The sequence below is a fragment of the Streptomyces sp. NPDC004051 genome (assembly GCF_053604275.1).
This window is the reverse complement of the sequence record NZ_JBSGHG010000012.1, coordinates 128,021-152,301: the sequence shown is the minus strand read 5'-3', so window position 1 is coordinate 152,301 and position 24,281 is coordinate 128,021. Positions and strand designations below refer to the sequence as shown.

The window sequence follows — 24,281 nt, the reverse complement described above, 5'->3', positions numbered from 1 at the left end:
CAACCCGAGCGCGTCACTTGTTAACGACCGCTTACTGAAAGATTTTTCCGGGCGCCGAAACCGGTCCGCGCCGTCGGCCTCGCCGGCCCGGTCCGCCCACTGCCCCGCCCCGACAAAGTCGCCAGGTCCATGCCAATCGACCTCCGGGCCTCCTCCCCGCGAGGAGGCCCTCCGGGTGCGGCCCCCCACCGCACCGCCGGCGCGTCAGCCGTCGCGGCGGGCGGGTTCCGGAGCCGGGTGCGCGGGGTCCAGTTCCTCGATGGCGCGCATGGCCCCGCCGAGCATCTTCACCAGCAGTTCGCACACGGTCTCGCGGGGCAGTTCGGGACGGTCGATCCAGTCGAGGGTGGCACCCTCGACGCCGCACACCCAGGACAGCAGACCCATCCGCGCCGTCGGCGTGATGTCACTGGTCCCGTAGGCGCCTTCGGCGATGGTCTCGACGATCGCCTCGCGCACCCCGTCACGGATGGCGTGGACCTCGGTGTCGAAGCCGACACCACCGCTGACGATCGTGCGGTACGCGGCCTGGTTGTGCTCGGCGTAGCGCAGATAGCTGTCGACGGTGCGGTGCACCCGCTCCGCGGGCGGCAGTTCGACGCCGCTCGCCGCGAAGGTGACCAGGCCGGCCACCGAGTCCTGGATGATGGACAGGTAGTAGCCCCGCTTGGAGTGGAAGTAGTAGTAGATCAGCCCCTTGGCGACATGCGCCTGACGCGCGATGTCGTCCATCGAAAGCGCGTCGTACGACGTGTCGGCGAACAGCTTTCGCCCGATGGCGATGAGTTCGGCACGGCGTGCCAGCGAACGCTCGGTGCTGCGCGCGCCGGGGCGCACGACAGGCTGCTGACTGATGTTCAATCTTGACCCAGGTTTCCTGCGGGGGCGGACCTCCGCAGTATGTCAGGTCATCTTCCGGGTCAGGTCAGAGCATTCCGAGCCGGGTCACGAGCATCGCGAAGACCACCACGAGAACCCATCCCATGATGTGCTCGAGGAGGTCCGGGCCGTCCTCCCGAGGGCCGCCGGTGCGGGCACCGGGGGCGGTGACGGGAGCGGTGGCGGTGGCTGCGTTCGCGGTCATGGCTTCTCACTGATCTCGGATCTCGGTGGTGCGCGCTGGTCCCTCGCGCGACGCTGTCCACCTTGCCACCGTCGGCGGCTTTTGCGGCGGAGAGCTCGGTCACACGCCGGGGCGGCCCCGTGCGGCGGGGGCGGCCCGCCGCACGGACCGGTTCAGCGCACGCCGACGGCCGCGAGCGCCTTGCGCATGCGCGAAGTGGGACGTGCCGGAAAGTACAGGTAGCAGACGCCGCCGGTGCCGGAGACGACCTTGCCCGAGGCGTTGTACCGCTTGGTCCTGAGCCAGATGTTCTCCCACTCGCGCCGCCGGTAGACGCGCCGGACGGCCTCGTTGTCCGGGGAGGCCGGATCGTTGGCGATCACGTCGCCGTCCTCGGTGAACCCGATCACGGTCATCAGGTGCCCGGCCGTCCCGTACCCCGCTCCGGTCAGCTCCTCCTCGCGGAAGGACTGGGACGTGATGACCGGGATGCCCGCCCCGATCAGGGTCTCCAGGTCGGTCAGCGAGCCGAGCCGGGTGACGACGCCCTGAAGGTCCTCGAAGGTGGCCGCGTAGGCCGCGTTGAACGGCCAGTTGCCGCAGCCGGCGTACTGGTGGTCGTAGGTGTGGCGGGCCGCGTGGCACACCTGCGGGTCGGTGTAGGACGGGTCGACCCAGGCCAGTTGTTCCTCGGAGAGCCGGCCGCCCCAGTACTCGATGATCATCTGTGAGGAGGTCGGGCTGCACCAGGCCTCGCCGCCGTTGTCGTACTCCGGGTACCGGCCCTTGTGGATCTCCTGCGAGTAGCGCGGGACGATCAGCTCCTCGGCCGGGCCGGGCGTGGAGGCCGGGACGGTGAAGCGGTCGGGCACGTCGGAGCCCATCGCGCCGAGCCGCCACACGGTCGGGGTCAGTACCGTCCCGGGACGGCGGTGGAGGGTCAGCCGCAGCCGGTACGAGACCAGGCGCAGCCCCGAGGCGGAGTCGTCGACGGCCAGGGTGTCGGTCCACACCGTGCTCCGGCCGTCGCTCTGGCCGTCCACCGAGGTGCGCCGGATGTCCTGGTCGCCGGCCGCCCAGCGGCCCATCACGTACCAGGGCGTGCCGGTGCCGTCCGCGTAGGCGCCCTGCAACTCGACCTGGATCCAGGTGCCGTCGGGGGTGTGCGCGTTCCAGGAGGCGATCACCTCCGTCGCCGGCACGGTGAGCCGGTGGACCGGGGAGGTCCAGGCCGCGTACTCCCAGGCGGTGGTGTCGCCGGTGTGCGGGTCGGTGTACTCGGTGGTGCCCGCGGCCTTCGCGATCACCAGGCCGGGACGGACGCCCGCGACGGCCCGGGTCCCCTCGGCGGCGCCGCCGCGCCAGTCGCTGTAGGAGGTCCAGGCCCTGTTGTCCACGGGGCGGGCTCCCGCCACCCGTTCGGGGTCCGCGGAGCCGCCTGCCGGGCCTGCGGCGGACCGGCCGGTGGCGGTACCGGCGAACGCCGGGCCGGCGCTCGACACGGCGGCGGCGACGACCGCTGCGGCCAGAAGGGTTCTGCGGGAGGGCTGTTCGGCTCTGCTCATGGGTGGAGGACCCCCAGGTGTCGGAGTCGGTGCAGGTCCGGAGCGCGGCGGGCCGTACGGCGTACGTCCACCGGGTGGAGCGGGTGTCCGCCCACTATGAACACAACGGGGCCGGCCCGCCAGCACCCGGGACCGTGCCGCGCCGACCGATGGGGGACTGGACCGATGCGATGACGCACCTGCCGACGGGCCGGGGGCCGGCGGACCGGTCCGGGGCGTGGGCGCCGGCCCCCGGGCCCGGTCAGGTCCTAGAGTGCTCGCGTCACCGTCTCTCCGCATGCCGCCCCGCACCTCTCCAGGAATCAGCCATTCACGTTCTCGTCTCCCGCATCCGCGCCCTCCCTCCCTCCTGTGGACCCGTCCGGCTCGTCGGTGTCGACGGGCACGCCGGTTCCGGGAAGTCCACGTTCGCCGGCCGGCTGGCCGGAGCACTGGGCGACGTCCCGGTGCTGCGACTCGACGACATCGCCAGCCACCAGGAGCTGTTCGGCTGGACCGGACGGCTGCTGAGCCAGGTGATCGGTCCGCTCGGCCGCGGTGAACGGGCGTATTACACCCCCTACGACTGGCGGGCCCGCGCCTTCGGACAGCCGCACCCGCTGCCGCCCGCCCCGGTGGTCGTCATCGAGGGCGTCGGAGCGGGACGCCGGGCGCTGCGGCCCCATCTGGCGCTGCTGCTGTGGATGGAACTGCCCGCGGAGGCCGCCTGGTCCCGGGGGCGGGCGCGGGACGGGGCGGAGCAACGGGAGTTCTGGGAAGGGTGGGTCGAGGCGGAGCGCGGGCACTTCGCCGAGGACCCGTCACGCCCCTTCGCCGACCTTCTGGTGCGGGAGCGAGAGGAGGGGTACGAGGTACTCCCCGGGCCTGCCGGGACGGCCGAACCCCCCTCTCCGTTCACGTACGGTGACGGGCCATCCGCAACGTGCTGAATATGTTGAGCGCCTTGCCGAACAAGTCGCCGGAGTGCTCCAACTTCGCTTGACCAGGGGCCCGTACAGGTCTTACGTTCTCAATGTGCGGCCGTTCGGAGCCGCCCGCAGACACGAAGCCCCCGGTTGTTCCCCCGTGACCGGGGGCTTCGTTCTGCCCTCTTCGTCCTTTCCGGCTGCCGAGCGGCATATGCCGATCACTCTCGGTCACGGAGCGCCGTCGAGGTCCTTCCGTTCACTCCGAGTCCTCGACGGGTGCGGCACCCCTACGGAGGGGGCGCCGCCGCAGGTACGATGCCTTCGGTGCGACCTACGGACGCCGCTTCGCGCACCGTGCAACTCCGCTCCGCAACGCAGCGGTTCGCCTCACGGCAGCCGGCGGGCGAGAGCCGGTGGGGCATACCGACGAGGCACGGTTTGTGGGGGGACGTGATGAACTTCGGCACGCAGGGCCCGCAGGCCCCGGCCGACCTCGCCTGGTTGAGGGGCGTGGACGCGTACACCATGGGCGCCTATCCGCAGGCCGAGGAGGAGTTCCGGGCCGCGGTGCGGATCGACCCGGGGATGGCGGACGGCTGGCTCGGGCTGCACGCGCTGCGCGTCGACACGACGGCCTCGCTGCTGCGCATGTTCCGGCACCGGGACCGCTTCGGCGAACAGCGCACCCGGCACCGCCGTACCCTCAACTCCTGGTACTGGCTCGGCTGGTGGGTGCAGCCGGTGCTGGAGAGCCCTCGCGATCTGCTGCTCGCGCACGCCTCCCACTGGCTGGACGGCCGCCACGTCCCCGAACTGGACCGCGCGCTCGCCGGGCTGCCTCCCGTGGACACCGATCCGCAGGTCCGCTTCCTGCACGCCTGCCGCGCCTACCTGGTCAAGGACTGGGAGCAGCTGGTCCGGCACACCGACCCGCTGCACGGCGATCCGCTGCTCGGCATCGAGACGGGCCTGTTCGGCGGCATGGCCCGGGTGCGCCTGGAGATGTACGGGCAGGCCGAACCGCTGCTGTCGGCGGCCCTGATGCGCTGCCGCAGCGAGCAGCCGCAGCGCAAGGAGCTGCGGTACTGGCTGGCGCGCGCCCACGAGGGCACCGGCCGCAGTGCCGCCGCGGTCCCCCTGTACCGGGCCGTGCACCGTGTGGACCCCGCCTTCATGGACACCTCGGCCCGGCTCGCCGCCATCGCCGAGGGGGACGGCTACGACGACCCCGCCGATCTCGGCCCGCTCACGCTCGGCGGGACGGGCCCGGACCCGCTGGACGGCCCGGACACACTCGATCCGCTGTTCGACACCGAGGGCCGCGATCTGATGCTGTCCGAGCCGGCCCCGCAGCCCGCAGCCCCGCGGCCGGCCGCGGGGCCCTCGGTGCGCGAGCGGACCGGCGATCCGGCGCCGTCACTGCCCACCGGCCCCACCGACCCCGCCTTACTGGAGGAAGCACTCGCCGAGCTGGAGCGCATGGTGGGGCTGGAGCCGGTGAAGCGTCAGGTCAAGGCGTTGTCGGCGCAGTTGAACATGGCGCGGCTACGGGCCGGGCAGGGGTTGCCGGTACAGCCGCCGAAACGGCACTTCGTCTTCTCCGGCCCGTCCGGTACCGGCAAGACCACGGTGGCCCGCATCCTGGGCCGGGTCTTCTACGCCCTCGGGCTGCTCGGCGGGGACCACCTCGTGGAGGCGCAGCGGGCCGATCTGGTCGGCGAGTACCTGGGGCAGACGGCGGTCAAGGCCAATGAGCTGATCGACTCCGCGCTCGGCGGGGTCCTCTTCGTCGACGAGGCCTACGCGCTCTCCAACTCCGGGTACGGCAAGGGCGACGCGTACGGCGACGAGGCGCTCCAGGTGCTGCTGAAGCGGGCCGAGGACAACCGCGACCACCTGGTGGTCATACTCGCCGGCTACCCGGAGGGCATGGACCGTCTGCTCGGCGCCAATCCGGGGCTGTCCTCCCGCTTCACGACGCGCGTCGACTTCCCGTCCTACCGGCCACTCGAACTCACCGCGATCGGCGAGGTGCTGGCCGCGGAGAACGGCGACGTGTGGGACGAGGAGGCGCTGGAGGAGCTGCGGTCCATCGCCGGTCATGTGGTGGACCAGGGGTGGATCGACGAGCTGGGCAACGGACGGTTCCTGCGGACGCTGTACGAGAAGAGCTGCGCGTACCGGGATCTGCGGCTGTCGGCGTACCCGGCGTACCCGGGCACGCTGACCCGGGAGGACCTGGCGACGCTGCGGCTGCCGGATCTGATGCAGGCGTACGGAGAGGTGCTGTCCGGGCGGGGCCCACGGGATCAGGATCCGCCGGCACCCTGACACCGGCGGATCCCGCGGCGCGGGCGGTCAGCGGGTGAGCGCTCCCGCCGGGGCACCGCTCCTGGCCTCGATCGGTCCGGCCTCCGGAAGCGTCCCGGAGTCGGGGTGCGTACCGGAGTCCGGCCGCGCGCCCGGGGTCTCGCGGTGTGCCGGGTCCCGTACCTCGCCGATCAGCAGCTCCAGCACGTCCTCCAGGGCCACCAGACCCCGTGTCCGGCCGGACGCGTCGGCCACCTGGGCCAGGTGGGTGGCGGCGCGGCGCATCACGGTGAGGGCGTCGTCCAGCGGGAGTTCGGGCCGGAGGGCGGGCAGGCGCCGCCAGAGCCGCTGCGGCACGGCCCGGTCGGTCTCCTCCAGGTCGAGCACGTCCTTGACGTGCAGATAGCCCAGGAAGGCGCCGCTCTGGGCGGCGACCGGGAAGCGGGAGTACCCGGTGCGGGCGGTGAGTTCCACGATCTGTGCCGGGGTGGCCTCGGGGCCGACCGTCACCAGTGCCTCGCGGGGCAGCAGGACGTCCGTCACCGGGCGGGAGCCCAGCTCCAGGGCGTCCTCCAGGCGCTCGGCCTCCTCGGGGTCGAGGAGGCCCGCCTGCCCGGCGTCCTCCACCAGCCGGTTCAGCTGCTCGCTGGTGAGGGCGGCCTCGGCCTCGGCCTTCGGCTCGACGTGGAAGGCCCGCAGGACGGTCTCGGCGCAGGCGCCGAGACCTGTGGTGACGGGCCGGCACAACCGGGCGAACCGGACCAGGCCGGGGCTCAGCCACAGCGCGGCCTTCTCGGGTATGGCCGTCGCGAGGTTCTTCGGGACCATCTCGCCGATGACGAGGTGGAGGAAGACCACGGCGGCGAGTGCGACGCCGTGGCCGAGCGGGTGGATCATGCCGTGCGGCAGCCGGATCCACTCGAACACCGGCTCCAGCAGGCGGGCGACCGTCGGTCCGGCGACCGCTCCGAGGGTCAGCGAGCAGACGGTGATCCCGAGCCGGGCCGCCGCCGTCATCCGCGGCAGGTGCTCGAGCCCGTACAGGACCTGGCGGGCGCGGGCGGTGCCGAGCGGTTCGATCTGGCTGCGGCGCACGGAGACCAGCGCGGACTCGGCGCCCACGAAGAACCCGTTGGCAAGGATGAGCAGGGTGGCGAGGAGGAGGTGCAGCACGTTCATCGGGCCGCCTCCACGAGTGGCCGCGGAGCGGCCTCGACCAGGCGGACGCGATCGGCGCGGTAGTGGCCGACGCGGCGGACCGACAGCCGCCAGCCGGGCAGTTCCGCGTGGTCGCCGACGGCCGGGATCCGGCCGAGCAGGTCGGCGACCAGGCCGGCGACGGTCTCGTAGGGTCCGTCGGGCACGTCGAGGCCGATGCGGAGCAGGGTGTCGACGCGGGCGCTGCCGTCGACGTCCCAGGCGCGGCGGCCGTCCTCCGGCCGGGCGGCCACGGGTGCGGGGGCCTCGCCGAGCAGTTCGCCGTGTTCGCCGTGCTCCTCGTACTCGCCGTGCCCCTCGTGCTCGTCGTGCTCGTCCCAGATCTCGCCGACGATCTCCTCGACGATGTCCTCCAGCGTGACGACTCCGGCCGTGCCGCCGTACTCGTCGACGACGACCGCGATGGGCTGCTCGCTGCGCAGCCGCGTCAGCAGCGGCCGGACGGACAGGGTCTCGGGGACGAGCAGCGCCGGGCGGGCGATGTCGCCGACGGGGGTGCGCAGCCGGTCCCGCGGGGGCACCGCGAGGGCGTCCTTGAGATGGGCCATGCCGACGACTTCGTCGATCCGCTCCGTGTGGACGGGGAACCGGGACAGACCGGTGGCCCGGGTCAGGTTCACCACGTCCTCGACGGTCGCGGAGGACTGCAGTGCGCTGACCTTCACCCGCGGGGTCATGACGTGCTGCGCGGTCAGCTCGCCCAGGGACAGGGTCCGTACGAAGCGGTCCGCCGTGTCCTGTTCCAGGGCGCCGGCCCGCGCGGAGTGCCGGGCCAGAAAGACCAGTTCGCCGGGCGTGCGGGCGGAGGCCGGCTCCGCGGTCGGCTCGACGCCCAGGGTGCGCACCACCCGGTCGGCGACGGCGTTCAGTCCGGCGACGGCCGGGCGGAACAGGCGGGCGAAGACCTGCTGCGGGCCGACGACGAACCGCGCGACCTGCAGCGGCCGGGAGAGCGCCCAGTTCTTGGGCACGAGCTCGCCGATCACCATCCGCACGGCCGAGGCCGACAGCACACCGACGACCACGGCGATGGTGGGGACGGCGCCCTCGGGGACGCCCGTGCCGGTGACGGGGGCGCGCAGCAGCCCGGCGAGCGCCGGTTCGGCGAGCATGCCGACGACCAGGGAGGTGAGGGTGATGCCGAGCTGGGTGCCGGAGAGCTGGAAGGACAGCTCCTTGAGTGATTCGACGACCTGGTGGGCGCGTCGGTCGCCGCCGGCGGCGGCCTGTTCGGCCTCCGGTCGTTCGACGGTGACCAGGCCGGACTCGGCGGCCACGAAGAAACCGTTGGCGAGAATCAGCAGGAATGCGGCTGCGAGGAGCAGCAGGGGGGTGGTCATGATGCCGCCGCTTGCGCACGGTCGCGGACCTCGTGGAACGGGTTCGCGCTGTGTCGGCAGGGGGCGGCGCAGGTACTGCAGGACGATCCGTCCATCGCCGGAGGGGGTCACTCCTCGGTCAGCTGGAGCCCCTGGGCGCCGGGCGGGCCGGCAGGGGCGGAGGCGCTGTCGGCGCGCCTCCGCCCACCAGATTAATCAGGACAAGGGCGACCGCGTCAGGTGCGACGACCCCTATGTCTCCCCGAAATGCCCCCCTGGTCAGCCCCGTGACGCATCGGGGTCGGCCACGGAACGCGCCACGGCGAGCGCTCGCAGGGCCTTGGCGTCGGCGATGGCACGCTCCCTGGCGATGCCCGGCTGGATGCCGAGCACGGGCATGCTGGTGCCGTCGCTGAGGTCGAGGAAGACCCAGGGGTCACCCGGACGGAGGTTCACCTGAAGGATCTGAGCCCATTCGAGGCGGCGCCTGCCGACGATGTTGACGACGGTGATGCCGGACTCGTCGGCCTCCACCCTCGGCCGGGCCAGCAGCACCAGCGCGCCGCCCAGCAGGGCTCCGGTGAACACGAAACTGAGCCGCTCGCCCGGGTCGACCTGATCCAGCAGCAGGGCGAGCAGGGAGAGGGCCCCGAAGATCGCGGCGGCCGCACCGAGCAGCACCGCGCGGGTGCGGCCGGGGCGGAAGGTGACGGGCAGGTCGGGCAGGGCGGGCGCGTCGGACGGCTGGTCCGAGGAGGTGTCCGGCATGGTGCGGCTCCGGGATCGGTCCGGGTCAGAGACGGCAGGCGTGGATGGCCGTGGTGAGGATGGCGCGGGCACCGATGTCGTAGAGGTCGTCCATGATGCGCTGGGCCTCCTTGGAAGGGACCATGGCGCGGACGGCGACCCAGCCCTCGTTGTGCAACGGGGACACGGTCGGGGACTCCAGGCCCGGGGTGAGCGCGACGGCCTTCTCCAACTGCTCGACCCGGCAGTCGTAGTCCATCATCACGTAGGTGCGGGCGACGAGGACGCCCTGGAGACGCCGCAGGAACTGCCCCACCTTGGGCTCGACGGCCTCGTCGGGCCGGGCCGAGGCGCCGGTGCGGCGGATGACGACCGCCTCCGAAGTCATGATCGGCTCGCCGAGCACCTCCAGGCCCGCGTTGCGCAGGGAGGTGCCGGTCTCGACGACGTCCGCGATGATCTCGGCGACGCCCAGTTCGATGGCGGTCTCGACGGCGCCGTCGAGGTGGACGACGGAGGCGTCGATGCCCTGTTCGGCAAGGTGCCGGGCGACGATCCCCTCGTAGGAGGTGGCGACCGTCCTGCCGCCGAGGTCCGTGACGCTCCGCGCGACACCGGGCTTGGCGGCGAAGCGGAAGGTGGAGCGGGCGAAGCCGAGGGGCAGGATCTCCTCGGCCTCGGCGCCCGAGTCCACCAGGAGGTCCCGGCCGGTGATGCCGATGTCGAGGCGGCCCGAGGAGACGTAGATCGCGATGTCGCGGGGGCGGAGGTAGAAGAACTCGACCTCGTTGACCGGGTCGACGATCCTCAGTTCCTTCGACTCCCGGCGCTGCTGGTAGCCGGCCTCATGCAGCATCTCCGCCGCAGGGCCTGCCAGTGAACCCTTGTTGGGGAGTGCGATGCGCAGCATGAGGTCGGCTTCCTTTGCGGTGTGGGCGGTGGTGGGGCGGTGCCTGCGATCACAGGTGGGCGTAGACGTCGTCGAGGGAGATGCCGCGGGCGACCATCATCACCTGGACGTGGTAGAGCAGCTGCGAGATCTCCTCGGCGGCCGCTTCCTTGCCTTCGTGTTCGGCGGCCATCCAGACCTCGGCGGCCTCTTCGACGACCTTCTTGCCGATGGCATGGACGCCCTTTTCCACCAGTTCGGCGGTGCGGGAGGTGGCGGGATCGCCGTGCGCGGCCTTGTGCTGGAGCTCGGTGAAGAGCTCCTCGAACGTCTTCTTGGACATGGTGGTCCTTACCCTACGCGGTGTCGGGGCCTGCTCACCGCCAGGGCTCGGATACCGAACGCAGCGTGGCCGCGGTCGCCACCGCCGCCGTGACCGCCTCGTGCCCCTTGTCCTCGGCGGAGCCGGGCAGTCCGGCGCGGTCCAGGGCCTGTTCCTCGGTGTCGCAGGTGAGCAGGCCGAAGCCGACGGGCACCCCGGTGTCGACGCTGACCTGGGTGAGGCCCTGGGTGACGCCCTGGCACACATACTCGAAGTGGGGCGTGCCGCCCCGGATGACGACGCCGAGGGCGACGACCGCGTCGTAGCCGCGTCCGGCGAGTACCTTGGCGACGACCGGGAGTTCCCAGCTGCCGGGGACCCTCAGCAGGGTCGGTTCGTCGATGCCGAGGTCGTGCAGGGCGCGCAGGGCGCCGTCGACCAGTCCGTCCATCACCTTCTCGTGCCACTGCGCCGCGACCACGGCGACGCGGAGGTCCCCCACGTCGCGTACGGACAGTTCCGGTGCACCCTTGCCGCTCACGTCTCTCCTCGGCCTTCTTCTGGTTCTCTCGAGTTCTCTGGGGTCTCTGGGGTCTCTGGGGTCTCTTACTGATTGCCGCAGGTCGGCACGGCCGGTGCGTCCAGCCAGGGCAGGTCGTGGCCCATCCGGTCGCGCTTGGTGCGCAGGTAGCGGATGTTGTGCTCGCCGGCGGTGACGGGCATCGGTTCGCGGCCGGTGACCTCGATGCCGTGCCGGACGAGCGCGTCGGCCTTGTCCGGGTTGTTGGTCAGCAGACGGACGCCGCGCACCCCGAGGTCGACGAGGATCTGCGCGCCGGCGCCGTAGTCACGGGCGTCGGCCGGGAGGCCGAGCTCGAGGTTGGCGTCGAGGGTGTCACGCCCGCGTTCCTGGAGTTCGTAGGCGCGCAGTTTGGACATCAGGCCGATGCCGCGTCCCTCGTGTCCGCGCAGATAGACGACGACGCCCCGGCCCTCCTTCTGGATGCGCTCCAGGGAGGCGTCCAGCTGGGGGCCGCAGTCGCAGCGCTGGGAGCCGAAGACGTCGCCGGTGAGGCATTCGGAGTGGACGCGCACGAGGACGTCCGCGCCGTCGCCGATCTCGCCGTGGACAAGGGCGACGTGCTCGACGCCGTCGGCGGTGGAGCGGTAGCCGTAGGCGGTGAAGGTGCCGTGCGAGGTGGGCAGCCGGACCTCGGCCTCGCGGCGGACGGTGGGTTCGGAGCTACGGCGGTAGGCGATCAGGTCCTCGATGGAGATGATCGTCAGGCCGTGCTTGCGGGCGAACGGGATCAGCTCGGGCAGGCGCAGCATCTGCCCGTCCTCGCCGGCGATCTCGACGATGGCGCCGACCGGCCGCAGCCCGGCGAGGCGGGCCAGGTCGACGGCGGCCTCGGTGTGGCCGTCGCGCACGAGCACGCCGCCGGAGCGGGCGCGCAGCGGGAAGACGTGGCCGGGGCGGACGAAGTCGTCCGGCTGGGCGGTGCCGCCCGCGAGCAGTCGGAGGGTGGTGGCGCGGTCGGCGGCCGAGATGCCGGTGCTCACGCCGTGGGCGGCGGAGGCGTCCACGGAGACGGTGAACGCGGTCTTCATCGACTCGGTGTTGTCCTCGACCATCTGCGGGAGCCGGAGCCGGTCCAGTTCGTCGCTCTCCATGGGGGCGCAGATCAGTCCGCGGCATTCGCTCATCATGAAGGCGACGATCTCGGGGGTGATCTTCTCGGCGGCGATGACGAGGTCGCCCTCGTTCTCGCGGTCCTCGTCGTCGACGACCACGACCGGGCGGCCGGCCGCGATGTCGGCGACGGCCTGTTCGACCGGGTCGAGCGTCAGGTCCTCGGCGTCCTCGGTGCTGTACAGGATCGGTGCCGTGCTCATGCCGGCGCTCCTTCCAGGGCGGGCCGTGCGTCCTCGCGGGAGCGCAGCCACCAGTCGCGCAGCCCCCACAGGACCAGCGCGCCGTAGATGATGTAGACGAAGCCGGAGAAGGCGAAGCCGTTGGCGAAGTTCAGCGGGACGCCGACGAGGTCGACCAGCAGCCAGGCGAACCAGAACTCGACCATGCCGCGGGCCTGGGCGTACATGGCGACGACGGTGCCGACGAAGATGTACGCGTCCGGCCAGGGGTCCCAGGACAGGGACGGGTACAGGGTGAACAGTCCGCCCACCGCGAGGGTGCCGAGCGCCGCCGCGCCCGCCAGGATCCCGCGCTCGCGCCAGGTGGCGAACCGCACGGCGAGGGAGCCGTCCTGCGCCTGCTGCCGGCCGCGGTGCCACTGCCGAAAGCCCCAGGCCGCGACCAGCATGACCACGACCTGCTTGCCCGCGCTGCCGGAGAGGTGGGCGGTGGCGAAGGCCGCGAAGAGGATCAGGCCCGAGACGAACTGGGCGGGCCAGGTCCAGATGGAGCGTCGCCAGCCGAGGGCGAGGGCGATCAGACCGATCACGTTGCCGATCATGTCCGACCACTTGATGTGCTGGTCGAAGAGGACGAACGCCTCGGAGTTCAGCCAGTTCACCGCGCGGCCCCCTCACCGACGGCCCGGTCGCCGATCATCCGCTCGACGTACTTGGCGATGACGTCCACCTCGAGGTTGACCGGGTCGCCGCTCTGCTTGATGCCGAGGGTGGTCAGGGCGAGCGTGGTGGGGATCAGGCTGACGGTGAAGAAGTCGGGTCCGGCGTCGACGACGGTGAGGCTGATGCCGTCGACGGTGATGGAGCCCTTCTCCACGACGTAGCGGGAGAGTTCGGCCGGGAGCGAGATCTTCACGATCTCCCAGTTCTCGGACGGCTTGCGCTCGAGGATCCGGCCGGTCCCGTCGACGTGTCCCTGCACGATGTGGCCGCCGAGGCGGGCGCCCAGGGCCATGGGGCGTTCGAGGTTGACCCGGGATCCGACGGCGAGGGCGCCGAGGCTGGAGCGGTTCAGGGTCTCGGCCATCACGTCGGCGGTGAACTCGTCGCCCTCGTGGTCCACGACCGTGAGGCAGACGCCGTTGACGGCGATCGAGTCGCCGTGCTTCGCGTCCTCGGTGACGACGGGGCCGCGCAGACGGAAGCGACAGGCGTCGTCGAGAGTCTCGACGGCGGTGATCTCGCCCAGTTCTTCGACGATTCCGGTGAACACTTCCCGGGTCCTCCTGCCTCTTCGGGCACGGACTCCGGGGCTGTCGATGACGACAGAAGTACGGGCAGGTACACCGGGGGCGACGCCGGACGGAGTTCGCCCCGAGGGCGAACCGATACGGCGGCGCGCACGAATGCCCGCCCGCCGCGCACTGCCTCCCATCCGGACTTTAACCGTCGGTCCAGGAATTTCACCTGGTCAACCGGCCACTGGAAGCGGCCGGGTCGCGGACTGTAACCGCCGGTTCGGACTTTCACCGACCCCGGAGTGCGCTGCTGCTGGTACTGGGCCCAGTGTGCCATGCCCGGCCGCCACCCATACAGGTGAGAAGTGTGGAGTGCCTCACAGCTGGAGGCGCCGCACGCGTCACACGCCCCCCGATCGCCCCTCGGCCACCACGCGCCACCGGCGCACACCCGGCGCACAGTGGCGAGACACGCGCCCCTCCCCGCCCCCTTGAACGCCGCCGAACGCGCCCTCCCGACCGACGCCCACCCATTGACCACAGTGGTCTAGTCCTCTTAGCGTCTGATGCGGCCTCCGCACAGACCGGCCCGGCGGCGGTGACGACGGCCCTTGCCCGCCGCCGGGCCTCACCATGCCGTTCGCCGGGGCCGCCCGTGATCCCGTGTCACATCCGGAGCCGTCGATCCGTCCTCGTGGACGAGGGTGCTCCAGCGGGGAGCTCCCGCATCTCCCGAGGAGCTGAACAGCATGACCACGATCCTGGTGACCGGCGGTACCGGAGCCCTCGGACGGCACCTGACCGAACGGTTGCGGACCGACGGGCACGAGGTACGGGTGCTCAGCCGGCACTCCCGTCCGTACGCCGTCGACCTGCGCCGGGGCGGCAGCACGCTGGACGAGGCCGTCACGGGGGCGGACACGGTCGTCCACTGTGCGAGCACACCGCGCGGCGGGGACGAAGAGGCGGCGAAGAACCTTCTCGCGGCGGCGCGGCGGGCCGGGGTGGGGCACCTCGTGTACATCTCGATCGTCGGTGTCGACCGGGTGCCGTTCGGCTACTACCGCACCAAGTTCGCGGTGGAGCGGCTGATCGAGGAGTCCGGGATCGGCTGGACCGTACTGCGCACGACCCAGTTCCACGACCTGCTGCTCACGGTCCTCGAAGGGTTGTGCAGGCTCCCGGTGCTGCTGCTGCCGTCCCGTGTGAAGGGCCAGCCGATCGACGTGACCGAGGTCGCGGACCGCCTGGCCGAGCTGGCCCTGGGCGGGCCGGCGGGACGAGTCGAGGACATGGGCGGCCCGGAGGTGAGGACGCTCGACTCCCTGGCGCGCTCCTACCTCCGGGCGACGGGGCGACGCCGCGCGGTGGTCAGGGTTCCGCTCCGGGGCGCCGCCTACCGCGCCTTCCGTGCCGGCGGCCACCTCGCCCCGGAGCACGCGGTGGGCAAGGGCACCTTCGAGGAGTTCCTGGCCGCACGGGCGGGACGGAAACGCGTCGGCGAGTAGGCGCGCGAGCCGGCGGGGGCCGGGGCGGGCGCCCGGTGGCGGGGCGCCCGGCGTCAAGGGGCGGCGGACGGGCCGAAGAGCTCGTCCTGGGCGCGGTCCCGGGCCGTCAGGAGGGCGCCGCGCAGCACCGCGCCGCCGCCCAGGAGGCTCGCGCGCACCTCGGTGGCCAGCGGTGACATCCGGGCCGTCCGGTCCTGCACGCGGGCGGCGAGTTCCGTGCCTCCGGCCTGGCCGATCTCCCCGCCGAGCACCACGCATCCGGGATCCAGCAGAGCCGCCACCGCCGCGACCCCCACGGCGACGCGGTCCGCGAGGGCGTCGAGGAAGCGCGCGTCCGCCGAGGCCGGTTCCTCGCGCGCCCTCGCGGCGGCCGCCCGTACCGCCCCCGCCGCCGCCGGTTCCGTGTCCGGCTCGGCCACGACCCCGTACTCCCCCGCCAGTTCCGCGATCGGCGCCGCGGCCACGAGGGAGTGGAAGCCGCCGCCGCAGTCGGCGGCCGACGGCGGTCCGGCGGTGCCCGGGACCGGCAGGAAGCCGATCTCGCCCGTGCCGCCGGAGGCGCCCCGGCGCAGGGAGCCGTCCAGGATCACGGCCGCGCCGGTGCCGTGCCCCAGCCAGAGCATGACGAAGGTGTCGCGGCCCCGGGCGGCGCCGTCGCGCTGCTCGGCCAGGGCGGCGAGGTTGGTCTCGTTCTCCAGGCTGACCCGTGCCCCGGGCAGCCGCTCCTGCAGCGCGGCCACCAGCAGGCGGTGCCATTCCGGCAGCCCCTTGGAGACCCGCAGTTCGCCGCTGGCGGGGTCGATCAGTCCGGGGACGCCGATGCCGACGGTGTGCAGCCGGTCGGCGCCCGCCTCCTTCGCCGTCCGCTCGACCAGCGCCACCGCCTGCTCCACGGCCGGACCGGTCCCGGCGTCCACCGCGATCGGCGCGTAGGCCTCGGCCAGTACCGCACCGACGAGGTCGGAGACGACCACGGCGACGCCCTCGGTACGAACGTCGAGCGCCGCCAGATGCGCCCGGTCGGCGACGATCCCGTACACCTTCGCGTTCGGCCCGCGCCGCTGTTCCCCGGCCTCCCCGACCACCGTGATCAGCCCGGCCGCGGTCAGCCGCTCGACGAGATCGGCGACGGTCGGCCGGGACAGACCGGTCAGCTGCTTCAACTGCCGTGCCGTCAGCGGGCCTTCCTGCTGGAGCAGTCGCAGGGCGTTCCGGTCGTTGATGGCTCTGGCGGTGCTGGGGGATGCGGCCATGGCGTGATCCTTCCAGATCGGCCGCCCGTGATCGGTGCACGGTGATCGGCGGGCGGTGGACGGCGGGGCCGGATCGGTGCGCGGCCCGGGAGAGCGGCGAAAAACCCCTTATCTATCAGGCAGCCTTCCTGATAGTTTACGGCGGCGCGTGAGGGCCACGTGCGACCGGGAGGGGCGGGACCATGAGGACAGAGGTGTACGGGCAACGCAAGGTACGGAGGGCGCGGTACGCCGTGGGTGCCGTGTTCGCCGTGCACGGCGCTGTGACCGGCTCGTTCGCCACGCGCGTGCCCTGGATCCAGGACCACGCCGGCGTGAGCCCGGGGCAGCTGGGGGTCGCGCTCGCCTTCCCCGCGATCGGCGCCTCCCTCGCGATGCCGCTGGCGGGGCGGGTCAGCCACCGCTTCGGCGCCCGCACCGCGCTGCGCGGACTGATCGCCCTGTGGACGCTCGCGCTGGTCCTGCCGTCGGTCTCCCCGAACCTGCTGACGCTCTGCCTGGCCCTGTTCGTCTACGGCGCCACGGCCGGCATGTCCGACGTGGCGATGAACGCCCTGGGGGTGGAGGTGGAGAACCGGCTCGAGCGGTCGATCATGTCCGGGCTGCACGGCATGTGGAGCGTCGGTGCCCTGATCGGCTCGGCGGCCGGCACACTCGCCGCGCACCTCGGCACGGACGCCCGGCTGCACCACACGCTCGCGGCCGGTGTCCTGACGGTGGCGGGCGTCGCCGCCGCGGGCCACGTGCTCGATCTGCAGCCCGCCGAGGACGAGGCGCCGCCGCCGAGGTTCGCGCTGCCGCCCCGCTCCGCGCTGCTGATCGGCGCCATCGGCTTCTGCGCGGTCTTCGCGGAGGGCGCGAGCCTCGACTGGTCGGCGGTCTATCTGCGCGACCGGCTGGAGGCCTCGGCGGGGCTCGCCGCGGCCTGCACCACCGGGTTCACGCTCACCATGGCGATCGCCCGGCTCGCCGGGGACCGGGTGGTGGACCGCTACGGCGCGGTGCGCACGGTCCGCACCAGCGGCGTCGTCGCCGTCACCGGCGGACTGCTGATCGTCCTCGCCCCGCACCCCGCGGCGGCGATGGGCGGGTTCGCGCTGATGGGTCTCGGCATCGCGGTGGTGGTGCCTCTGTGCTTCGCCGCGGCGGGCCGCAGCGGCACCAACCCCAGCCTCGCCATCGCGGGCGTCGCGACCATCACGTACACCTCGGGCCTGATCGCTCCGAGCGCGATCGGCCTGCTGGCCCAGGCGACCAGTCTGACGGTGTCGTTCGTCCTGGTCACGGTGTTGTCGTGCGGTCTGGCCGGCCTCGCGGGCGTGCTGCGCTCCGGGAACCGCGTGAAGGTCATCCGCCCGGACGCAGCAGTTCCCGGCCCGCGGTCCTGAACGTCTCGCTCCAGGGCGCCGGGCGCAGGGTTTCCGCGTCCAGCCGCACCAGCACCCGGCTCCCCCGCGCGTAGGTCACCGCCCCGTCCCGCGAGCAGAAGCGGAAACCGTAGGTCAGCCCGGTCGTCCCCAGCCTCTCCAGCCACAGGTGGACGGCGTACGCGCCGGTCCGGGTCACCGGGGCCTCGTAGCTGATCCGCAGTTCCCTGACCGCGTTGCAGGCGTCGCCGGCCGCCGCCCAGTCGCCCTCGAAGCGGATGCCGTGTTCCTCCCACAGTTCGGTCCAGGCCCGCTCGACCATCAGCGGATAGCGCGCGTTGTGCAGCAGCCCCAGCGCGTCGAGGTCGTCGAAGTGGACGGTCACGGGGATCAGCCGGCCGTACGACAGGGCGGGGGCGGTCGGGGCTTCGGCGGTCACGGGCGGAACTCCTGGTGCGTAGGGTGCGTGCGAAATGAGTGCCGCCTACACGAACCAACGGCGCGCCCTCATCCTAAGCAGACGCTCAGACAACCGGAGCGGGGCTGTCCAGGGGTACGAAGCACACCTGGACAGCCCCGACAATGGTCCGGACACGCTGCACGAACGACGAAAGCGACACCCCATGGATCTCGGCGTCCGCTGGACACTGCACGGAGACGGACGCACCCCGGCTCCCGGCGCGGTGGTCCGCCCCGACGAACGGCTCTCCTGGCCCCGTACCGCAGGACTCGGCGCCCAGCACGTCGTGGCGATGTTCGGAGCCTCCTTCGTCGCCCCGGTGCTGATGGGCCTGGACCCCAACCTCGCGATCATGATGTCGGGCGTCGCGACCATCGTCTTCCTGCTGGCCACGCGCGGCCGGGTGCCCAGCTACCTGGGCTGCTCGCTCTCCTTCGTCGGCGTCGCCGCGGTCATCCGGGCCCAGGGCGGGTCGAGCGCCACGGTGACCGGCGCGGTGTTCGTGGTCGGGGCCGCGCTGTTCCTGGTGGGGCTCGCGGTGCGGCGTTTCGGGGCGCGAATCATCCACGCCACGATGCCGCCGATCGTCACCGGTGCCGTGGTGATGCTGATCGGCTTCAACCTGGCACCGGTGACCGCCGCCACGTACTGGCCGCAGGACCAGTGGACCGCCCTGGCCGTGATGCTGTTCACCGGCCTGGCGGTGGTGTGCCTGCGGGGCTTCTGGTCCCGTATCGCGATCTTCCTCGGGCTGGTCTTCGGCTACGCGCTCTCCTGGGTCCTCGACCTGGTCTTCGGCCGGATCCACTCCGCGGACGCGAGCGGCAAGGTCACCGACCACTGGCGCCTGGACCTGTCCGGTGTGGGCCAGGCCGACTGGATCGGTCTGCCGAACCTGCACGGCCCGTCCTTCGAGTGGTCGGCGATCCTGGTCGCCCTGCCGGTCGTCATCGCGCTGATCGCCGAGAACGCCGGGCACGTCAAGGCCGTCGGCGAGATGACCGGCGACAACCTCGACGACAAGCTGGGCACGGCCATCTCCGCCGACGGCGTCGGCTCCATGCTGTCCACCGCCGTCGGCGGCCCGCCCAACACCACCTACTCCGAGAACATCGGCGTGATGGCGGCCACCCGTGTCTACTCGACCGCCGCGTACTGGGCCGCCGCGTGCTTCGCCCTGCTGTTCGGCCTCTGCCCGAAGTTCGGCGCGGTCGTGGCCGCCATCCCCGGGGGTGTGCTCGGCGGGATCACCGTCATCCTGTACGGCATGATCGGCCTGCTCGGCGCCCAGATCTGGATCAACGCCAAGGTGGACCTGCGCAATCCGCTGAACCTGGTACCGGCCGCCGCGGGCATCATCATCGGCGTCGGCAACGTCACCATGGAGTTCACCGACACCTTCTCGCTCAGCGGCATCGCGCTCGGCACCCTCGTCGTCATCACCGGGTACCACGCGCTGCGCGCCTTCGCGCCGGCCCACCTCAAGACCCAGCCGCCGCTGCTCGACGCCGGGACCTCCGCCTACGACGAGAACGGGGGCGGGAACCGCGAAAACGGCGGGAACGACGGGGACGAGACGGACGGCGGGGGCCCTCAGCGCGCCAAGTCGTAGGCGTACGACGGGGTGAAGGTGCCCGGTGCGCCCCTGCAGCCGTCCGACTCCCCGGGCAGTTTCACCCAGAGGTAGGCGTCGATCCCGGCCTCGCCGGTGCTGAGCGTCGGGGTCCGGCCGAGCCTGCGGCCCGCGGGGTCGCACCATTCGCCGTCGGCCGGGGCGCCGTTGCCGTTGCGGCTGGTGTCGATCACCGCGCCCAGGCCGGGCGGGCCGTCGAGCGCGTCGAGCACCTGCCGGTCGTAAGCGATCTCGTCGGCCGTGTCGTGGAAGTTGGAGACGTTGCTGAAGACGCCGTCGGAGGAGGCCTCCGACGCGGCTCCGGCCTGCCGCAGCCAGTCGGCCTGCCGCGCCGGCGCGTTCCAGCCGGAGTGCCCGGCGTCGTAGTAGACGCGGGCCCGGGGGGCGGCCTCCTTCAGCACCCGTCCGGCGCGGGCCAGTGAGGCGAAGCGGTCGGCTCGCTGTCCCGCGGAGAGGCAATCGGCCTGGGCGAGGGAGTCCGGCTCCAGGATCACGATGACCTCACCGGACCCCAGTCCGGCGGCGAACCGGTCGATCCAGTCGTCGTAGGCGTCCAGATCGGGCGCCCCGCCCCGGGAGTGCCCGCCGCAGTCGCGGTCGGGGATCGTGTACGGCACGAGGACGGGCACCCGGCCCCGCGCGGCGCCGGCCGAGGTGATCGCGCGCACCCGCTCGGTGACCGTGTCCGGTGAGTGGTCGGCGAACCACACGGCCGCCGGCCGGTCACCGATGCGGGATTCTATGACCGCGCGGCGCGGATCACCGGGGTGGGCCCGCACCCAGTCCAGGACCTGGGACTCGGGGTGGCGGTAGAGCCGGGGGGACGCCGGGGCCGACCGCTGCTCCCGCGCGCTGGGCGGCCCGGACGGCGTGGCACTCGCCTTTTCCGCCCGGGGCTCGGGAGGGGCCGACGCGGAGGGGGGCGGCGCCCCGGTCGACGGGGACACCGACGGCGGGGCGGGCAGTGCCTCCGGCCGCGGCGACGCGGTCGCCGCCGGCCGTGCCTCGTCCGAGCCGCGTCCGTCCTCCACCGAGGAGACCACCCCGGCGGCGGTGCCGACCGCGACCACGAGGGAGGCCGCCGCGACCATGGCGGCACGCCGGGCCGCGCCTCTGCGCGCGGACCGCCGGGCGGCCAGGCGTCGGGCACGCGGACCTGTCACAGTGCTGCTCCCCTCCCCCACGACGGGCGCGTTCCCCCGATCCGGGGAAACGTCGGCCCGCCGCCACCGGCACCACACTAAAGGTGCGACTCTGCGCTCATGGCGCAATGCGAACAAGCCCGTCGGGTCTGCACCCCTGTAGACGCGGTCGTCTCCCGGATGTGCGCCCTCGACTCCGCCCTGCCCCGCCGGGACGGGATCGCGGTCTTCAACCGCGTCTATCTCGCGGTGACGACGGAGGTGGACCGTCGCATCGACGACGGTCTGCTCGCGGACACCCGGGCGGCGGTCACCCTGGACGTGCTGTTCGCCGAGCGCTATCTGGCCGCCGTCGCAGCGGTGTCCGAGGGCCGCCGCCCACCGGCCTGCTGGCGCCCGCTGTTCCAGTTCCGCCACCATCCGGGCGTACGTCCGCTGCAGTTCGCGCTGGCGGGCGTCAACGCGCACATCGGCCACGACCTGGCGCTCGCCGTCGTGGACACCTGCCGTACGCTCGGCTGCGAACCCGCTGACCTGGAGGACGAGTTCGACCATGTGGGCGATCTCCTGGTCACGCTGGAGGAGCGCATCCGCGAGGACCTGATGCCGGGTCCCGACCTGCTCCAGCTCGCCGACCCGATGACCCATCTGCTCGCCGCGTGGAGCCTGGACCGCGCCCGGGACGCCGCCTGGACGGCGGCCCGCGCGCTGTGGGCGCTGCGCGGACTGCCGGACGTCGCCGAGGAGTTCGCCGCGCGGCTGGACATGGCGGTCGGCTTCGCCGGCCGCATGCTGCTCACGCCCTGCCCGACTGACCCGGGCGGCCCGGCTCAGTCGTCGGGGAGTTCCACCGGCGCGATCTCGTCGTAGACGTCACCGGGGCCGGGGTTGGTCGCGTCGGTCGCTCCACCGAAGTGGTGCATGACGCCCCAGACCGCGTTCAGCGCGGTCTGGACGGCTCCTTCGGCCCAGCCGGCCGTCCAGGAGATGTCGTCGCCGGCCAGGAAGACGCCCCGCTTGTCCTCGGGCAGCCGGTCCTGCATGAAGTGCGTGAACAGGCGCCGCTGATAGCGGTAGTGGCCGGGCAGGTTGGCCTTGAAGGCGCCCATGAAGTAGGGCTCGTCCTCCCAGGAGACGGTCACCGGGTTGCCGATGATGTGCTTCCTGATGTCGACCGTCGGGTAGATCTCGCCCAGCGACTTCAGCATGACCTCCATCCGCTCGTTCGGCGACAGCGGCAGCCACTTCAGGCTGTCGTCGCACCAGGTGTACGAGAGGCAGATGACGGCGGGCCGGTCCGGGCCGTCGTCGAGCAGGTAGGTGCCGCGGGTCATCCGGTCGGTGAGCGTCATCGACATGACGTCCCGCCCCGTCGGGTTCCCGTTCTCGTCGACGGCCTCGTCCCGCCAGAAGGGCCGGTCCACGGGCACGAAGAGCTTGGAGCTCTCCATGTAGTGGGTGCGCTCGATGGCGGTCCAGTGGTCGATGGGGAAGAGCGACTCGTCGCAGGCGACCTTGGAGAGCAGCATCCAGGACTGGGCGGTGAAGACGGCCGCCCGGTAGGTGCGGATGTCCCCGTTCGCGTCCGTCACCGTGATGTGCCGGCCGGCGGTGCGGTGCAGCCGCGTCACCGCCGGGCGGGGCTCGCCGTCGGCGTGCAGGGACTTCAGCGAGGTGCCGTACGGCCAGTGGACGATCTTCTCCGGCTCGCGCTCCCACAGGCGCAGCGGCAGTTGCTGGGAGCCGCCGACGATGCCGCGGTGGTGGTCGTCGGCCTCGGTGTAGACGACCCGCAGGATCTCCAGGATGGAGTTGGGGAAGTCGGTGTCCCAGCCGCCGGTGCCGAAGCCGACCTGGCCGAAGATCTCGCGGTGCCGGAAGGACTTGAAGGCCTCGGAATCGCAGAGGAAACCGTAGAAGGTCTGGTTGTCGAGCTTCTCCACCAGCCGCGACCAGATCTCGCGGATGCGCGGGACGTCCCGTTCGCGCAGGGCGCGGTTCATGTCGGAGAAGTCGGCGCCCTCCTCCAGGCAGCGGTTCCAGGCGTCCGCCACGTCCCGGTAGACCTGCGGCAGGTCCTCGGGCGTCCTGGCGTAGTGCGACTCGCCCTTGAGGTCGACGACGGTCGAAGGCGTCGCCTCGGCAAGGGGGTTGGGGAAGGGACGGGTCTCGAGTCCCACCAGGTCGATGTAGTGCTGGAGGGCGGTGGAGGACGGCGGGAAGCGCATCGCGCCCATCTCGGCGGTGAGCGAGGGGTCGCAGCCCTCGAAGGCGACGGTGCGCAGCCGGCCGCCGATCCGGTCGGCCTCGTACACGACGGGCTTGAGGCCCATCTTCATCAGCTCGTAGGCGACGATGATCCCGGACAGGCCGCCGCCGACGACCGCGACCTCGGTGCCGTGCTCGGTCGCGGGGATCTGGCCGAGGCCCGCGGGGTGGGCGAGGAAGTCGTCGTACGCGTACGGGAAGTCCGGGCCGAACATGGTGATCGGGGGCTGCTGCTCGTCGGCGTGCTCGACGGCGTTGGGCACCGTGGACGTCATGGGGTGCGGACTCCTTGCGCGAACGGTCTTCGGGGTGTCGGGGGAGGCGTGGCTCAGCCGCGGGGGCCGTACAGGCCGGGGCGACGGTCCCGCAGATACGGGTTGTTCTCACGGGAGGCGGCGAGGAGCACGGGGTCCACGTCGGCGAGGACGAGTTCCTCTCCGCGGCCCGCCCGGGTGCGGGCGACTCCGTCGGGTCCGGCGAGGGTGGACAGCCCAGCGAACTCCCACTCGCCTTCCCGGCCGACCCGGTTGACGTACGCGATGTACATCTGGTTCTCGAACGCCCGTACCGGCACGACGGATTCGGCGACGAACTGGAACGGGTGCATCAGGGCCGTGGGCACCAGGAGGAGGTCGGTGCCCGCCAGGGCGTGGGCGCGCGCGTTCTCCGGGAACTCGACGTCGTAGCAGACCAGCAGGCCGACGGTGAGGCCGTCGAGTTCGGCCTGGACGACCGGCTGGTCGCCCGGGGTGAAGTGCTCGTGCTCGAAGTCGCCGAAGAGGTGGGTCTTGCGGTAGTTCGCGAGGCGGGTGCCGTCGGCGGAGACGAGCTGGAGGGAGTTGTGGACCGTCTCGCCGGTGCGTTCCGGGTAGCTGTAGGCGATGGCGAGTCCGTGCCGGGCGGCCGTCCGGGCGATCGCGTCGGCCGCGTCGCCGTCGGCGGGTTCGGCGAGCACCGTGACGTCGTCGCCGATGGCGTACCCCGTCAGGAACAGCTCCGAGGTCACGAGCAGCCCGGCGCCGGCCGCGGCGGCACGGCCCGCGGCCTCGTCGAGGACCTTGAGGTTCCCGGCGACGGATCCGGGCCGTCCGGAACTCTGGAGCAGGGCGGTGCGCATGCGTTTCCCTCATCGGTGCACGGGGTTTCGGGGGGTCGCACAGACGCTACGTCCGGTCGGCTCGGCCGGACAAGGAGGA

At 72.3% G+C, this 24,281-nt stretch carries 23 protein-coding genes and 1 riboswitch; of the genes, 6 read left to right on the top strand and 17 right to left on the bottom strand.

Annotation, left to right across the window (positions count from 1 at the left end; translation table 11 throughout):
- Positions 1-204 precede the first annotated feature (204 nt).
- The 3 genes from ACWEQO_RS15960 to ACWEQO_RS15950 form a co-directional block, all read right to left on the bottom strand.
- Positions 205-861, bottom strand: a complete 657-nt coding sequence (locus ACWEQO_RS15960) for a TetR/AcrR family transcriptional regulator (protein ID WP_452983284.1) — start codon at positions 859-861, stop codon at positions 205-207.
- Positions 862-925: 64 nt separating this feature from the next.
- Positions 926-1,084 carry an SCO1431 family membrane protein gene (locus tag ACWEQO_RS15955; RefSeq protein WP_361457987.1) on the bottom strand — a complete coding sequence of 53 codons (159 nt, stop codon included), beginning with the start codon at positions 1,082-1,084 and terminating at the stop codon, positions 926-928.
- Between the two features lie 152 nt (positions 1,085-1,236).
- A complete protein-coding gene (locus tag ACWEQO_RS15950) occupies positions 1,237-2,628 on the bottom strand; it encodes a peptidase C39 family protein (RefSeq protein WP_452983281.1) in 1,392 nt (463 codons plus the stop codon).
- 308 nt (positions 2,629-2,936) lie between these two features.
- Between ACWEQO_RS15950 and ACWEQO_RS15945 the strand changes: the two genes are divergently transcribed.
- On the top strand, positions 2,937-3,557 hold the full coding sequence (locus tag ACWEQO_RS15945; RefSeq protein WP_452983352.1) for a uridine kinase family protein: 621 nt from the start codon (positions 2,937-2,939) through the stop codon (positions 3,555-3,557).
- Between the two features lie 432 nt (positions 3,558-3,989).
- A complete protein-coding gene (locus tag ACWEQO_RS15940) occupies positions 3,990-5,867 on the top strand; it encodes an AAA family ATPase (protein WP_361457981.1) in 1,878 nt (625 codons plus the stop codon).
- Positions 5,868-5,894: 27 nt separating this feature from the next.
- Here ACWEQO_RS15940 and ACWEQO_RS15935 read toward each other — a convergent pair whose 3' ends face one another.
- From ACWEQO_RS15935 to ACWEQO_RS15895, 9 genes are all read right to left on the bottom strand, one after another.
- On the bottom strand, positions 5,895-7,025 hold the full coding sequence (locus ACWEQO_RS15935; protein WP_452983277.1) for a hemolysin family protein: 1,131 nt from the start codon (positions 7,023-7,025) through the stop codon (positions 5,895-5,897).
- The gene (locus tag ACWEQO_RS15930) at positions 7,022-8,404 is read right to left on the bottom strand and encodes a hemolysin family protein (protein WP_452983275.1); all 1,383 of its coding nucleotides are present in this window, start codon (positions 8,402-8,404) and stop codon (positions 7,022-7,024) included. The genes ACWEQO_RS15935 and ACWEQO_RS15930 overlap by 4 nt, the downstream gene beginning before the upstream one ends.
- A gap of 258 nt (positions 8,405-8,662) precedes the next feature.
- On the bottom strand, positions 8,663-9,151 hold the full coding sequence (locus tag ACWEQO_RS15925) for a PH domain-containing protein (RefSeq protein ID WP_452983272.1): 489 nt from the start codon (positions 9,149-9,151) through the stop codon (positions 8,663-8,665).
- 25 nt (positions 9,152-9,176) lie between these two features.
- Entirely contained in the window at positions 9,177-10,040 is an 864-nt protein-coding gene (hisG, locus tag ACWEQO_RS15920) for an ATP phosphoribosyltransferase (RefSeq protein WP_361457969.1), read from the bottom strand.
- A gap of 49 nt (positions 10,041-10,089) precedes the next feature.
- Positions 10,090-10,362 (bottom strand): phosphoribosyl-ATP diphosphatase, encoded by a 273-nt coding sequence (locus ACWEQO_RS15915; protein WP_010046365.1) that lies wholly within the window; start codon positions 10,360-10,362, stop codon positions 10,090-10,092.
- Between the two features lie 34 nt (positions 10,363-10,396).
- Positions 10,397-10,882, bottom strand: coding sequence for a 6,7-dimethyl-8-ribityllumazine synthase (gene ribH / locus ACWEQO_RS15910; protein ID WP_361457965.1), 486 nt, complete (start codon positions 10,880-10,882; stop codon positions 10,397-10,399).
- 65 nt (positions 10,883-10,947) lie between these two features.
- Complete coding sequence (locus ACWEQO_RS15905) at positions 10,948-12,237, bottom strand: bifunctional 3,4-dihydroxy-2-butanone-4-phosphate synthase/GTP cyclohydrolase II (protein WP_361457962.1); 1,290 nt, start codon at positions 12,235-12,237, stop codon at positions 10,948-10,950.
- A complete protein-coding gene (locus ACWEQO_RS15900) occupies positions 12,234-12,878 on the bottom strand; it encodes a nicotinamide mononucleotide transporter family protein (RefSeq protein WP_361457959.1) in 645 nt (214 codons plus the stop codon). The genes ACWEQO_RS15905 and ACWEQO_RS15900 overlap by 4 nt, the downstream gene beginning before the upstream one ends.
- A complete protein-coding gene (locus ACWEQO_RS15895; protein ID WP_361457956.1) occupies positions 12,875-13,489 on the bottom strand; it encodes a riboflavin synthase in 615 nt (204 codons plus the stop codon). The genes ACWEQO_RS15900 and ACWEQO_RS15895 overlap by 4 nt, the downstream gene beginning before the upstream one ends.
- A 144-nt stretch (positions 13,490-13,633) precedes the next feature.
- A riboswitch (FMN riboswitch) is annotated at positions 13,634-13,764 on the bottom strand.
- A gap of 439 nt (positions 13,765-14,203) precedes the next feature.
- Here ACWEQO_RS15895 and ACWEQO_RS15890 point away from each other — a divergent pair.
- A complete protein-coding gene (locus ACWEQO_RS15890) occupies positions 14,204-14,962 on the top strand; it encodes an SDR family oxidoreductase (protein ID WP_452983264.1) in 759 nt (252 codons plus the stop codon).
- A 53-nt stretch (positions 14,963-15,015) separates the two neighbouring features.
- On the opposite strand, the gene ACWEQO_RS15885 is transcribed toward ACWEQO_RS15890, so the two are convergent.
- Positions 15,016-16,215 carry an ROK family transcriptional regulator gene (locus ACWEQO_RS15885; RefSeq protein ID WP_452983260.1) on the bottom strand — a complete coding sequence of 400 codons (1,200 nt, stop codon included), beginning with the start codon at positions 16,213-16,215 and terminating at the stop codon, positions 15,016-15,018.
- 182 nt (positions 16,216-16,397) lie between these two features.
- On the opposite strand from ACWEQO_RS15885, the gene ACWEQO_RS15880 reads away from it, so the two are divergent.
- Positions 16,398-17,603 (top strand): MFS transporter, encoded by a 1,206-nt coding sequence (locus tag ACWEQO_RS15880; RefSeq protein ID WP_452983257.1) that lies wholly within the window; start codon positions 16,398-16,400, stop codon positions 17,601-17,603.
- Here the strand turns inward: ACWEQO_RS15880 and ACWEQO_RS15875 are convergent.
- Positions 17,563-18,021 (bottom strand): acyl-CoA thioesterase, encoded by a 459-nt coding sequence (locus ACWEQO_RS15875; RefSeq protein WP_361457944.1) that lies wholly within the window; start codon positions 18,019-18,021, stop codon positions 17,563-17,565. The two genes, ACWEQO_RS15880 and ACWEQO_RS15875, sit on opposite strands and share 41 nt — an antisense overlap.
- Positions 18,022-18,205: 184 nt before the next feature.
- Here ACWEQO_RS15875 and ACWEQO_RS15870 point away from each other — a divergent pair, with 184 nt between their 5' ends.
- A complete protein-coding gene (locus tag ACWEQO_RS15870; protein WP_361457941.1) occupies positions 18,206-19,654 on the top strand; it encodes a uracil-xanthine permease family protein in 1,449 nt (482 codons plus the stop codon).
- Here the strand turns inward: ACWEQO_RS15870 and ACWEQO_RS15865 are convergent.
- Entirely contained in the window at positions 19,636-20,766 is a 1,131-nt protein-coding gene (locus ACWEQO_RS15865) for a glycoside hydrolase family 6 protein (RefSeq protein ID WP_452983349.1), read from the bottom strand. The two genes, ACWEQO_RS15870 and ACWEQO_RS15865, sit on opposite strands and share 19 nt — an antisense overlap.
- A gap of 171 nt (positions 20,767-20,937) precedes the next feature.
- Here ACWEQO_RS15865 and ACWEQO_RS15860 point away from each other — a divergent pair, with 171 nt between their 5' ends.
- Positions 20,938-21,687 carry a DUF5995 family protein gene (locus tag ACWEQO_RS15860; protein WP_452983252.1) on the top strand — a complete coding sequence of 250 codons (750 nt, stop codon included), beginning with the start codon at positions 20,938-20,940 and terminating at the stop codon, positions 21,685-21,687.
- On the opposite strand, the gene ACWEQO_RS15855 is transcribed toward ACWEQO_RS15860, so the two are convergent.
- Together ACWEQO_RS15855 and ACWEQO_RS15850 are read right to left on the bottom strand one after the other, a co-directional pair.
- Positions 21,648-23,360: a flavin monoamine oxidase family protein gene (locus ACWEQO_RS15855; RefSeq protein WP_452983249.1), complete on the bottom strand. Its 1,713-nt coding sequence runs from the start codon at positions 23,358-23,360 to the stop codon at positions 21,648-21,650. The genes ACWEQO_RS15860 and ACWEQO_RS15855 overlap by 40 nt on opposite strands.
- 53 nt (positions 23,361-23,413) lie before the next feature.
- On the bottom strand, positions 23,414-24,202 hold the full coding sequence (locus ACWEQO_RS15850; RefSeq protein WP_452983246.1) for a carbon-nitrogen hydrolase family protein: 789 nt from the start codon (positions 24,200-24,202) through the stop codon (positions 23,414-23,416).
- Positions 24,203-24,281 lie beyond the last annotated feature (79 nt).